Below are 13,807 nucleotides of genomic sequence, written 5' to 3' on the forward strand. Positions count from 1 at the left end.
AAATTTATACTCAAATAAAGCCACATAGTATAAAAATAAAACTCTAGTTAGTAATTAATTAATAGGTTGTATCATAAACTCTTATTAATAGAATTATATAGGAGGAGGTTTGTCCATGACAAAATTATGGGCAATAATATTTGCATTATTGGCGGGTGGGTCTACTGCTCTTGAAGCTTTTATAAATGGAGAATTAGGTAAGAGTACAACAGCATTGGTTGCCACCTTTATAAGTTTGACTGTAGGAGCAATATTTTTTCTTGCAAGTATAATAGTTGCTGGAGATTTAAAATGTTTAGTATCTTTAAATGGTTTTAATTATAAGTTATTGCTAGGAGGAGTATTTGGAGGGCTAATAATATATTTTACAGTAAAAGCAATTCCAAACTTAGGGGTATCAAATACACTTATATTAACACTTGTATCTCAAGTTCTAATCGGTTTTTTTATTGATAGTGTGATTTTGGGACAAGAAACAATGCATTTATACAAATACATAGGGGTTATACTTTTAATTTTAGGTACATTCTTTATAGTAAACTAATGATTTAAAATACTATATAATTTGCTATATAACTTAAAAATTTGGTATAATTAGGATAGTAAGTAAAGTTAAAAGAAAGAGGTGTTAGGAATGGCTGATGAAAAATTTGTAATGTCATTTAGTGGTGGTAAAGATAGTATATTAGCATTAAATAGAATGTTGGAAAAAGGATATAAGCCTGTGGCACTCTTGACAACTATAAGTGAAGAACATGGAAAATCATGGACTCATAACTTAGAGCATAAGATGCTTAAACAAGTAAGTGATAGTATTGGACTACCTCTGTTAGTTGCTGAATGTGGAGTAGAAGGGTATGAAGAGAGTTTTGAGAGAGCTTTAATAAAAGCTAAAAACATGGGAGCAACAATATGTGCATATGGAGATATAGATATAGAAAGTCACAAAAAGTGGGACTCTGACAGATGTGATGCAGTTGGTATGAAGGTAGAACTACCATTGTGGCAAGAAAGTAGAGAGGAATTGGTATATGAATTTATAGATAGTGGATTTTGTAGTGTCATAACAAAAGTAAACTTAAAGCATTTAGGAGAGGAATTTCTAGGAAAAAAATTAACCAGAGAACTTGTGAAAAAGATAAAAGAAACAGGCTCAGACCCATGTGGAGAGCATGGAGAATATCATACATTTGTAGTAGATGGGCCAGTATTTAGAACTCCTGTAGAATATGAAGTAAAAGGAAATGTAATAAAAGATGGTTATGGTTATTTAGAAATAAAATAAGTACATAAATAAAATACCTATTATACAATCTTAATGTATGCAAAGTATTGATGTTTGCAAGATTGTATAATAGGTATTCTGTATTTTATATATTATTATTGCTACTTTTGTTTAAGCTATTTTTTTTAGACTAGAATCTAATGTAGAAAAATTCTTCTTTAAGAAAATTATTGATGCAATAAGGCATATAAATTCAGAAACAATAGTAGTCATCCATATTCCTTGACCACCAAACATTAGTATCATTACAATTAAACTTAGAGAGACGATTATAAGACCTCTACCAAGAGATATAACTGTAGAAATTGATGGTTTTTCTACTGAAACAAAGAATCCTGAAATTATTACATTAAATCCAACTAACAAGAATGATATAGAGAATATTTTAAATACACGAACCCCTTCATTGAATAATATAGTTTCTTCTGGGTGAATAAACAGAGAAACTATTGGTTCTGAAAAAGTCATACAGATTGCAAATACAGCTATTGAAGCTATTATTGTAGCTTTTACACCCATCTTCAATAATTTCTTTACATTATCTATGTTTCCTGCACCATAATAAAAACTAGTAAGTGGTTGCATACCCTGAGTGATACCCATCATAGTCATAAGAACCAATGTGTTTATATAGTTTATAACACTATAATAAATAAGCGCATTTTCTCCTATATATTTAGTAAGACTCAAGTTAAAAAGTAAAACAACTATACCGCAGCTTAATTCAGTAGTTGAATCAGGGAAACCTATAAAGAGAATTTTTCTAAGTGTCTTAAAATTAACCTTAAATTTAGAAAAATTCAAAGTTGAGTTTTTTCTAAAAAAGTGTATTAAGAAAAAAACAGTAGAAAAAACTTGAGATAAACCAGTCGCAATACCAGCACCCTTTACACCCCATCCAAACTCTATTACAAATAAATAATCTAGTATGATGTTTGTAAGGGCTGATATTATAACACCAACAGTAGCCAATATTGGGAATCCATCAGTTTTTATTATAACTTCTAAAGAATAGGAAACTATAAAGAAACCATTAAAAAATATTATTATTCCTAGGTAGTCTTTAACCATACCAATTGTAGATTCTGTGGCACCTAAAAATAGTGCCAATCTATCTAAGTTAAAAAAGGTTACTGCCAATATAATTAATGATAGTATAATTATTGATACTAAATTAAATGAAAAAACTTCATTTGCAGATTTGATATCTTTTTTTCCTAGATAAATTGCGATTATAGTAGATGCACCAGTTGAAAATAACAAAGAAACCGCAAATATAAAATTAATAAAAGGCATAGATATATTAACAGCAGCTAAGGCTAATTCTCCAACTCCTTTACTTACAAATATTCCATCAACCATTGTATATAATGAGAAAACCCACATTGCAACTACAGATGGAGCTAAGTATTTAAAAAACCTTTTGCCCAAACTTATGTTTTCGTCTATAGATATTTTTGTATCCATTTATTATCACTCCTTGTAAAGCTATTATAAAAATTATGAAACTATTAATTAATAATTTTATTTATTACTAATATAGATGATAAACTATAGTATAGTACCAATGTCAACAGCAAATAGCAAATAATTATAAATTTTATTAAACAATAGTGATTTTAAATGTTTTATAAGTAAATTGTATTATCTATATTACTGACATTTAACTGACAAATAGAAAAAAAGTATTTTAACTGACCATCTAAGTGATACAGCTTTACCAAAATGCAATCCAAGAGTTAGCATCAGAAAAATTGGTATACCTATAAGGATATTTTTCTATTTTTCTAATAACAATTGTGCTTCTTGTTTTGTATAAAACTTAGAATTTGAATTATTTATTTTGCTTGGAGTTGCACCAATATTAGTGGATATATTTTAAATGATTCAAAGCCTACAGTAATATTAATTGAAAGTTTTTTCTGTGACAATAAAGAAGATTATTAGAGAGCTAGAAAACTTGGATATGAAAGTATGGCCAAGTTAATTGTAGAAGGTATATTAAATAAGAGTATTGTAAATAATGATGTGAAGCAAATGTATAAACAATCGTTTATAGTGGTAATGATAAAGTATCAGCAGACATTTTAGGACTATATTACAAGAGAGTAAAAGAAAATTATCTAGTTACAGATATAGAAGCCTATAAGCCACATTAAACACAAAATCTGTATGTAATTGGTGAAGTAACTTGCAATAAAATAAAAGAAATGAGTAAGATTATAGGAAAAAAATTCACTCAGATATATGACAATGATGTGTGGTCTACAATGGATAAGGCTAGAGAGTTTGTAAAAGCCAAATTATAGATTTAATATTTTATTATAAATAATTATGAAAAATATGGAAAATATGTTTAATATGATTTTGATTAAGGTATAAATTTAATAAATAGAATGATAAGGGGTGGATAAGATGTTAATAAATGATAAGAGTTTTTATCCAAATAATATTTATCCAGCGATAGACTTTCTCAAGATAAAAAGACAATTAAAATCAATATACAAGAATGATTTATCAGATTGTGGAAGCATATGTATAATAGAAAGAAAAGAATATTCTATAAGTATAAATAGCATCGGTGAGATAAATATATATTATGATTTAGAACATGAAAATAAGATACAAAGTATAATTGACGAGATTGAGCAGTTATTTAAGTCTCAAGTTGAAAATTTTAGTATATCAAAACTTAAGAATTGATGGTTAGAAGGTAGCAACTAGAGTTATTTGTTACCTTCTTTTTATATATTTTCTTTCTATAAATTTTTTATTTTCCATGTCATCCAACATTTGTAATGAAGTCATGCAATATATCTGGTATTCTTTAAACTCTATTGATTTTTTATTTGCTTTACCTAGAATAAGAATAAAGAAAATCAAGATAAAACTTTCAATGATAATAAAGTATATTTTTAATTTACTAATTATAATTACAAAGAAGGTTGTTAAAAATGCTACATACAAAGTAATATAAAATGAGGTTACAGGGTTATTTTTAGATTTCAAGGATGACTTAATTCTAGCCTTTTCTTATATTTTCAATAGAGTTCATTTCTTTCATATTATTATAAAATTTAAAACTATAATCATAATATTTTCTATATCAATTATTTCCTCTTTATGAATTTTTTCAATTCATCCATATTATATATCTCATTATTAGATTTAGGCATATTAAAAATCCTTCCTTAGTCCATCTACATTCTGTAAATAATATACTTTAATTTATAGCATATTTAAGAGTTTATATCAGCAATTTGTTGAACGATTTTATATAAAAATAGAGTTAGTTAACAAAAACAGGATGAAATCATACAATATTAGACTAAGCAAAAGGTGATAGAGTAATCATATCACCTTCTTTTGATTATCACTTATATTAGCATTTTATTATAAATAATTTATACAGTTATATATTTCTTTCTGACTAGATAATAGGATACTATTGTTATAATAGATACTAATATTAATGCTATTATTGCAACATCTAATTTTCTTATGAATAAACCTATAACTATGTACTCAAGTCCTATTACATAACGATAAAGTACTTCCAACTTAACAATTCTTTTTTTATCTATATTTCCATACATTGATTCTAATTTATTAAAATATTTTTCACTACAAAAAATAATTTTATATTTAATTAAGTATATTATTGTAGTTAATATTATAATTCCTATTCCAATAAATATAAGATAGGTATTCCAAAAGTTCATATAGTATATCTCCTTTACATAATAATTTTTATATGTTTTGCTTATATTCTTTTGTAAATAGAAATGGAACATAAAAAATTAAAATAAGTATGGATATTTCTAATATATCAGAATAAGTAATAGTTGAACAATAGGTAATACTAGAACCTGATATAAGAAAAGATGTATTATTTAAAGCGTGGATTATAGCACAAAACCATACATTTTTAGTCTTCATGTATACATATCCTAAAAATATTGAAATTCCAAATATATATATTGAGCGAGTTATTAAGCCTAATACTGGTGTTTCGGGTGTATATAATGTAAATATTAGAGGTAAATGCCACAAACTCCAACACATACTTAGTGCTAGAATACCAATTTTTTTACCAAATCTATCAAAAAATATATCTTGCAAAAATCCTCTCCAACCATATTCTTCACCAAAAAAAGGGTATATATATAAGAATAACATCATAGAAGAGAATATATAATTAAAAATACCTTCATAGTTAGGTTGATTTCCTTGTATTATTAGGCTAAGTGATTCTGGAATAATTTTGGAAAACATGAAATAAAAAATTAATAAACAACCTACTTTAATATTTTTTATAGGAGACAAATCTTTTATACTGTCAGAATAAAGAATAATAGATAAACTACTTATAATAACCAATATAGTATTTAATGATTGAAATTGCTGATTATTTATTAAGTTTAATAATTCAATAATAAGTAAAAATAAGTAAATTAGAAAAAATAATATTATTAATGAATAAAATTTATATTTATCATTAGTCATTCCTTCTGTATAAAATTTTGCGATTGCAACTGAGGATAAGGGCAATATCATCATAAATAATCCAAAATTTTCTGGGTCAATAAACTTATTGAAATATAATAGAAAACCTAATAAATAAGTTAAACCAAAAGTTATAGAAAAAAATATTATAATCTGTATTTTATTTCTTTTTTCCTCGTTTTCAATATATTTTGGGTTTAATAAATCAATCCATTTTTCTTTTAACTTCAATAGAAAAACCTCCTTTAAGATATGACTTTTTTTAAATAATCACAAAATTATATTAGATTTAATTTTCCTAATCAAAGTATAGCAGTAGTATAAGTATAAAGAGTGTCTAAAAAATTACAAATACAAATTGATTTAATTTCAAATATAATATAATAAAAATAAATTAATAAAATTTTATTTAGAAGGGCTAATTTTTATGGAAATAAAAAAGATAGATAGTAATTATATAGAACATTTACTTAATAAATTAATCAATGAAGATAGCATAAATGAAAATATTTTATCCAATTTACTTGAAGTGGAAGTAGAAAAATTAAAAAATTATAAAAAGTATGAAAAAGAGTTAACAATAGATTTAGATACTTGAGTAAATGGGTAAACTTAGCACTACAACTTGAATATACTATAAATGTTGATTAAGATTCTAGATTTAGAGGTATTTTAAGTTTATTAATTGATTTAAAGTAGCGACTTCCTGAAATATCAAGTTTTTTGACATTTGGAAAAATCGCATTTCCATCTTTTGATGCCAAGAAAAAACTGTCAGTAAAAGGGGGATATTCTTTAAATTTTTTGTTTTCATAGTACTTTTATTCTTTAAGCATATGAAAGATGTTTTAAATAATTTCAGTATATCATCGAGATGACTTATAAACAATAACACAAATTAAAAATACATCTTATTAAATTGACAAATATTTTAACTTATATTATTGATTATAAAATTAGAAACTTATATATAACGAAATGTTTTTATACAAAAATATTTCGTTATATATAAAATATGTATAAGATTAAAAGATAGTATAAAAACCAGTAAAGAGGTCTATATGTTAACCTCAGAAAGTTTAATATATAAGTAGTAGTTAGAGGATTGGAGCATATAGTAAAGAAGTTGAATTATTAAAAATTATATTGATTGTAATAACTTAACTTGGGAAGAATTTACTGTTTACAGTGCTTCATTATAGCATTTATAAAAGTATATATCTTATAAATTAAATTTATATTAATATGGAATATGTTAAATAAATATATTATTCACATATTCTGTAACAATTTTTACCACTTGCTTTTGCTAAATACAAAGCTTCATCTGCTTTAGAAAATAAGTTTTTATATGATTTACTTGAATCTGTAGCAAAAGCGATACCAATACTTAATGTTATTTGATGATTGTTTTTTACTTTTATTTTGCTTACATCAGTTAAAATATCATTAATACTTTTTATTACAAAATCCTTTGTCAACGATTTCATAAATATCATAAACTCATCTCCGCCAATACGAGCAACTATATCCTTATCATCTGCATTTTGCATTAATATTTTTGAAACAGCAACTAAAACTTCATTTCCTTCTAAATGTCCAAAAGAATCATTTACAGTTTTAAAGTCATCAATGTCAATGACCATTAAAGCTTCATTATTTTTTTGTTTAGTACTGTTAAGATACTCATCTATAAAATTTTCTGATGCTTTTTGATTATAAAGCTGTGTTAATGGATCTCGTTGAGTTTGAGCAATTAATTTTTCTAATTTAGATTTGTCTTCAGTTATATCTTTCAAAACGCCAATTGTTTTGATTGGATTATGATCACCATCATAAATAACTGAACATTGAACACGAATCCATCTCCATTCATCTTTAGTTAATGATTCTAACTGTCGTATTTCAATTGTTTCACGAAGATTTCCGCGAAGTACTTCTAATAATTTACCAATATCATCAAGATGAATGCTTTTTCCATCTTTCAATATGTTAGAATAATTTTTCGTTTCAAAATTTTCTAGTTCAATTTTTCGGTCTATTTCAACTCGTTGATATATCATAAAGTTATCGTTTTCAATGTCATATTCAAACATAATATCTGTAATGTTTTGTAAAGCAATGCGATAGCGTTCTCTCTCTAACTTTAATTCAGACTCTATATTTTTTAGTTGAGTGATATCTGTAATAATGCTATTAATTTTTACGATACCATCACTATTTAAGGATTTCATTCCAGAGTCTAATACCCACATTAATGTTCCATCTTTTTTACGTATTCTATATTCAGATGAATAGGTAGTGCCTTTTGCAAAACAACGTTGGCAATCTTCTAGTGCTTTAGGTAAATCTGGTGGGTATACAGCACCTACTGCAGAGCCACCACTCATTTCAATAAACTCATCGTATGTATATCCTAATATTTTGGGTAATCCTTCATTGACATAGAAGAATGAATATGTATTATCATCATTACTTCCTTTTAATCCACCATTGATATTATTGGTAATCATTTCAATTACTTCTGTTTTTTCCTTTAGTAATCTTTGCAAATAATCATAACTTTGTGTTCCTATTTTATTAGGGAAGAATTCATCAACTTGCATTTCACTATATGGATTTGATATGTGCATATGTCTCACCAATAACTGTCCATTATTTTCAATTATTTCAAATGTACAACGCTGACACACCTCTAAAATCATTTGGTCATTTTCTTTAGTACGAATAGTATATTTTCCTACTACAATACATCTATATTTATCTTCACTTACAACTTCAAATGTTTCATTATTCATATCACAAGAAGGGACTTCATTTTGACCAGCATAAAAATAGTCTTTTATTTCATTAAAAGAAGTGAGAAACTCTTGTTCTCCTGGACCAATCCAAGTAATATCTTTTGACAGATATCTTAATACCTCATTAATATCTCGATTTACATAAAAACTCATTAAAATATGTCTTACCAATTCAGGTGCTTTTTTTGAGAGTGTGCTCATGATATTCCCCTTTCTTAATATTATATAAATTAATTATATTATACATTAATGCTTTTAAATTAGAAAACTTTGTTGAACTATGACATTTCTATGAAATAAGAAAAATTTATGCAATATTTTAAGTAAAAGTAGGTTTTTTATATAAAAACTTATTTTATCTATGTTAACTCTGATTTATAGCATCAAATGATTTTATTATAAAAACACAAATAAATCAAAAATAGTTACTCTAAATAGCCTAGTGCCTTAAATTTAAATTAATTTTATTGCATTATATATTAACTTATAGCACATAGTGGGAATTTTATCATCAATTTGTCGAACGATTGTTATTAATTATACATAAATTGGAATTTTAATTTAATAAATCTATAACAGTATTTGTAATTTATTTATAGTTGAGACAGTTAAAATTAAATATCTATTAAATTTTTTATTTTATCAACATCGATATACATACCTTGTGCAATAGATCTTCCATCAATTGCAGAAAGATTACATTGTTTATACATAACTGTAACAATCTGACCATTACGTTTTATAAATCTGTATAAAAAAGGATTAATATTATTTGTGTCAATCATTTCTAAACTTTTTTTATAAACAAAATCTAAATCATCTGGATGAACAATTGCTCTTAAGTTGCCACTCATTTCACCAAAAAATTGTTCTTTTGTATAACCTATAATATCAAACATTTCCTCATTCATATATGTAATAATCATATCACCAAGTAAATCATAGCGAATGATACCTACAGGTAGCATTGAATAAAATTGTGATAAAGTACTACTTTCATCGAGATGAGTGTTTGTCATTTTAGGTATTGAATATGATTCAAATTCATTTATATAACCAGCAGTTTTAATTAAATCTAAATGTATTTTTGTTAAGATTAATTTATTTTCTGAAATAATACAATTTGCACTAAAATAGAAATTACTATATTTTTGATAATCAGTAGTTTCATCAGATAAAACAGCTTCTCCACTAATTAGTAATGAATCTGAACCAACATCATGTGGAGTTATACTTTTATAAAGAATAGAAAATTTTTTACCTTTGATATGTTTTTCAAAGTGTTCTATCACCTCAGAAAAAGATATAAGTTCTTTTTTGTTATAAAAATCAAACCATTTAATATTTTCAATAACATTTGCTCTTAGTTTTTGCATATCTTGCATAATAAAAAATGCATCAAAGATTTTTTCTATTAAAGATTTTCCTATATCAGAATATTTGATAAACATTTTATCTGAAGTATTTTTTTTAGATAGTAACTTTTCAAATTGCTTACATTCCATAGGTTTTGCATAATAAAAACCTTGAGCAATGTCACAGTTTATGCTTTTGATAAACTCTACTTGTTGTTTTGTTTCAACACCTTCACATACTGTAAGCATACCAAGAGCTCTTGCAATATTTATTATAGAATACAAAATTGTTGTATTTTTAAAATCATTTAAGTCATGGGATAAAAATATTTTATCAATTTTTATTATATCCAAAGGGAGATTTTGCAACATACCAAAGGATGAATATCCAGAGCCAAAATCATCTATTGATACAGAAAAACCAAAAGAACGTAATTCGTTTAGTTGTTGAATAATTGTATTTGTATCTTCTATTAATATATTTTCTGTAATTTCAATGCTAAAATTTGATGTAGATATACTGTATTTCTCAGTAATATTTTTTAAAGTACTTGGAAAATTAGGGTTAAAAAAGTGAAGACGAGAAAAATTACAACAAATTGATACAAACACATCATTGTTATCAATCCATCTTCTTATATTTCTACAGTTTTCTTCAAATAAATATAAATCTAATTCTATTATAAGTCCAGAGTGTTCAAATAAAGATATAAATTTATCTGGAGTGAGAAGCCCTTTAAGAGGATGTCTCCAGCGTGCAAGTGCTTCACATCCAACTATAGTATTACTTTTTATGTTATAAAGTGGTTGGTAAAATACCTCAATTTGTTTATCCAATAAAGCATATGATATTTCTGATAAAAATTCTTTATCACTTTCTAATTTATTATAAAAATTATTATCATTAAAATCAAATGAAATGTATCTATTTTTACCTTCACTTTTAGCTTTTTTTAAAGCACTATATACTTGATTTAAAAGTATTAAAGTAGTTACATCTGATTTACCATTCCAAACTGTACTACCAATACTAAATGTAACATTAGAATAGACTTCTTTTTCATTAGGAAGTTGTATTTTTAATTCCCTAGCAGATTTTATAATAGATGTTCCCATATCATCTAATTTTTCCTTTGATATATTTGGGATAGCAATCAAAAATCCTTCTCCTTTTAAATGGCCAACTATTCCTTTAGATTCTGGAACATAATACAATAGTTTTTGAATGAGATTAATTAATAAATTTTCTCCAACTAGGTATCCGTATATATCATTGAATAATTTAAAATTATCAATATTTAATAACATAATTCCAATAGAAGTATTTTTTGAAATACAATTATCAATATATTGATATATACATTTTCTATTTGGCATTTTAGTAAAAAAATCTATTTCGTTTGAGACTTTTAATTTACAATTTCTTTTCTCTAAATCTTTAGACAATAGTTCTACTTTTTTATTTAACATTTTTATATAATCATAATTTGGCATAGCATTCCTCCATAAGATACTTTGATTTTTTGATACTAACTGTGTTTATATTAAAAATATTTAAATGTTAATTAATATTTGAACAATATACTGAAATAATATATCAATATTATTAAATTTATAAAGGTATATTTTGGAAATAAAAAATATCATATAAAAACATAATGGCATAGATGTAAATACAAAGTCAAATATATCTTTTGAAAAGCGTAGAGTCAGAAACATCATAATCAATATTATAATAGAATAATGAACAAAATATAGATATATTTAGATAGTTAACAAAATACAATTTATTTTTGAAAACTTGTTTTAGACGATTTTTTAGTATATTCTAAAATAGAATTAGGGAAATAGACGAGTTATTTATTTTTAAGAAAAAATATAATTATGGAGGTCTTTATATATAAATGAAAGATTATTATAAAATAGGAGAAATATCTAAAATATATGGTATAGGAAGAGATTCTTTAATGTACTATGAAGAAATAGGAATTCTAAAACCATTTAGAGATACCAATGGATATAGAATGTATAATATATCTGATATATGGAAATTGAATTTGATAAAAGAATTTAGAAGTTTGAATTTTCCAATGAAAAAGATAAAAGAATATTTAGACGATAGAAGTATAGAATCTACAAAAACTATATTAAATGAAGAACTTGATTTAATTGACAAAAAGATGCTTGAACTTGTAAGTCACAAGGAAAATATCATAACAAGATTAAGTTCAATTGAAAGTGTGATTCAAAATACTAAAATAGATGAGATAGAAGTTGTATATATAGAAAAAAGAAAAGCCTTAGAATTAAATGCTGATATAGAAAGAGATGAGGATTTTGATTTCTTAATTCAAAAGCTTCAAAAAGAATATGAAGACAGATTTAATATACTTGGAAATAATAATATTGGTTCTGCTTTTTCTATTGAAGCAATCAATAATGGTATCTTTAATGAGTTTAAGTCTGTATTTTGTTTTTTGGAAGATAATGAGGAGATATATAATATAGTTTTTGATGAGGGGTACTATGTAACATTAAATTATACTGGAAGTAACTCTAATAATAAAATATATATGGAAAAAGTATTTAGATTTATAGAAGAAAATAATTATAAAATAAATGCTGCGCCAATAGAGATATATAAAATAGATATACATGAAACTGGAATTGTAGATGAATTTGTAACTGAAATTCAAGTTCCTGTAAATAAATAGCTAAATTTTAATAAACTAGACAATAAATAACATAAAAAAATGTAAATTTGCCACCAATTTGCCACTTTATTATAAAATCGGTGGCAAATTGTATTTTAAGAACTTCTAAAATATTTACTGTTTCATTTCCATTCTATGTGTGACATAAGAATAAGTCTTAATTATGTTTTATATTGGTTAAAGTATAAGTAGATAGTGTTTAGATTGAAAATTAGTAATAATTATCTTTATACCCAATTAACAATATATAATTTTGATTTTCGACAACATTTATTATTTGTTTACTATATAATTTAATTAATAATGTATAAACAGGGGGATATAGGATGAAAATTAAGGGATTATTAAAAATTAACATCAATATTTATCAGACTTAAATCTTATTAGATTGATAGTCATGGATGATAAAGTAGTTAACTTATTGTTTTGGAGGGGAATTTATGTTTGAGAAGTTTAAAGTATTAAAAAGTTGGCAAAAGATATTAATTGTTATTATAGGAATTTTATTATTACCATTAACATTATTATTATTGTCTATTCTATTTTTAGTAAAAAGTGTAAATAAAAATAGTAATAAAATAGTAAAAACATTAAAAGTTGTTATAAGCCTATTTGTAGTGTTTATACTCTTAATGTTCAATTGGGTATGGTGGGGAGCAACGTTTAAAGTAGCAACGGAACCTAACTTAAATGAGCAACAGGAAATAAAAAGAAAAGAAGAACAGGATACAAAAGACAAGGAAGTAAAAGAAAAACAAGAATTAAAAGCAAAAGAAGAAAAAGATAACTTAGAGAAACAAAAGAAAAAAGAGTTAGAAGAAAAGAAAAAACAAGAGGAGTTAGAGTTAGCTCAGAAAGAAAAAGAAGAAAAGGAAAAAGCAGAAAAACTTGATAAAGAAAGTGTCGATAAGTCAACTGAAAACGTTCAAGTTCAAAATCCTAAAACTGAAGAATCAAATCCAAACAACCAAAAAACATCTGAAACTGTATATGCAAATGGAGGAAAATCTAAATCAAATAAATATCATTCTTCTCCTACTGCACATAATATGGAAGGTGCAATTTCAATGAGTAGAGAAGAAGCAGAAGCAAATGGATATGTAGCTTGTAAAATATGTTATTAGTAACAAAGAAATAGACTAGTGT

At 24.9% G+C, this 13,807-nt stretch carries 11 protein-coding genes; 6 read left to right on the plus strand and 5 right to left on the minus strand.

The window, feature by feature from the left end:
- Nucleotides 1-115: 115 nt before the first annotated feature.
- On the plus strand, nt 116-544 hold the full coding sequence (locus tag IC213_RS10420; protein WP_227434321.1) for a DMT family transporter: 429 nt from the start codon (nt 116-118) through the stop codon (nt 542-544).
- Between the two features lie 90 nt (nt 545-634).
- Entirely contained in the window at nt 635-1,285 is a 651-nt protein-coding gene (locus tag IC213_RS10425; RefSeq protein ID WP_227434322.1) for a diphthine--ammonia ligase, read from the plus strand.
- A gap of 111 nt (nt 1,286-1,396) precedes the next feature.
- Here the strand turns inward: IC213_RS10425 and IC213_RS10430 are convergent, their stop codons facing one another.
- Complete coding sequence (locus IC213_RS10430) at nt 1,397-2,752, minus strand: MATE family efflux transporter (protein ID WP_227434323.1); 1,356 nt, start codon at nt 2,750-2,752, stop codon at nt 1,397-1,399.
- 948 nt (nt 2,753-3,700) lie between these two features.
- On the opposite strand from IC213_RS10430, the gene IC213_RS10435 reads away from it, so the two are divergent.
- Nucleotides 3,701-3,988 carry a hypothetical protein gene (locus tag IC213_RS10435; protein ID WP_227482289.1) on the plus strand — a complete coding sequence of 96 codons (288 nt, stop codon included), beginning with the start codon at nt 3,701-3,703 and terminating at the stop codon, nt 3,986-3,988.
- A gap of 701 nt (nt 3,989-4,689) precedes the next feature.
- On the opposite strand, the gene IC213_RS10440 is transcribed toward IC213_RS10435, so the two are convergent.
- Together IC213_RS10440 and IC213_RS10445 are read right to left on the minus strand one after the other, a co-directional pair.
- Complete coding sequence (locus IC213_RS10440; protein ID WP_227482290.1) at nt 4,690-5,007, minus strand: hypothetical protein; 318 nt, start codon at nt 5,005-5,007, stop codon at nt 4,690-4,692.
- 28 nt (nt 5,008-5,035) lie between these two features.
- On the minus strand, nt 5,036-6,022 hold the full coding sequence (locus IC213_RS10445) for a CPBP family intramembrane glutamic endopeptidase (protein WP_227482291.1): 987 nt from the start codon (nt 6,020-6,022) through the stop codon (nt 5,036-5,038).
- Between the two features lie 196 nt (nt 6,023-6,218).
- Here IC213_RS10445 and IC213_RS10450 point away from each other — a divergent pair, with 196 nt between their 5' ends.
- Complete coding sequence (locus tag IC213_RS10450) at nt 6,219-6,389, plus strand: hypothetical protein (RefSeq protein ID WP_227482292.1); 171 nt, start codon at nt 6,219-6,221, stop codon at nt 6,387-6,389.
- Between the two features lie 670 nt (nt 6,390-7,059).
- Here the strand turns inward: IC213_RS10450 and IC213_RS10455 are convergent.
- Together IC213_RS10455 and IC213_RS10460 are read right to left on the minus strand one after the other, a co-directional pair.
- Nucleotides 7,060-8,793, minus strand: coding sequence for a sensor domain-containing diguanylate cyclase (locus IC213_RS10455; protein WP_227863060.1), 1,734 nt, complete (start codon nt 8,791-8,793; stop codon nt 7,060-7,062).
- 413 nt (nt 8,794-9,206) lie between these two features.
- Entirely contained in the window at nt 9,207-11,441 is a 2,235-nt protein-coding gene (locus IC213_RS10460) for an EAL domain-containing protein (RefSeq protein ID WP_227482294.1), read from the minus strand.
- A gap of 410 nt (nt 11,442-11,851) precedes the next feature.
- On the opposite strand from IC213_RS10460, the gene IC213_RS10465 reads away from it, so the two are divergent.
- Together IC213_RS10465 and IC213_RS10470 are read left to right on the plus strand one after the other, a co-directional pair.
- Entirely contained in the window at nt 11,852-12,661 is an 810-nt protein-coding gene (locus IC213_RS10465) for a MerR family transcriptional regulator (protein ID WP_227432767.1), read from the plus strand.
- A 440-nt stretch (nt 12,662-13,101) separates the two neighbouring features.
- Complete coding sequence (locus tag IC213_RS10470; RefSeq protein ID WP_227482295.1) at nt 13,102-13,785, plus strand: hypothetical protein; 684 nt, start codon at nt 13,102-13,104, stop codon at nt 13,783-13,785.
- Nucleotides 13,786-13,807 lie beyond the last annotated feature (22 nt).

Source organism: Clostridioides sp. ES-S-0049-02, from assembly GCF_020658465.1.
GTDB lineage: Bacteria > Bacillota > Clostridia > Peptostreptococcales > Peptostreptococcaceae > Clostridioides.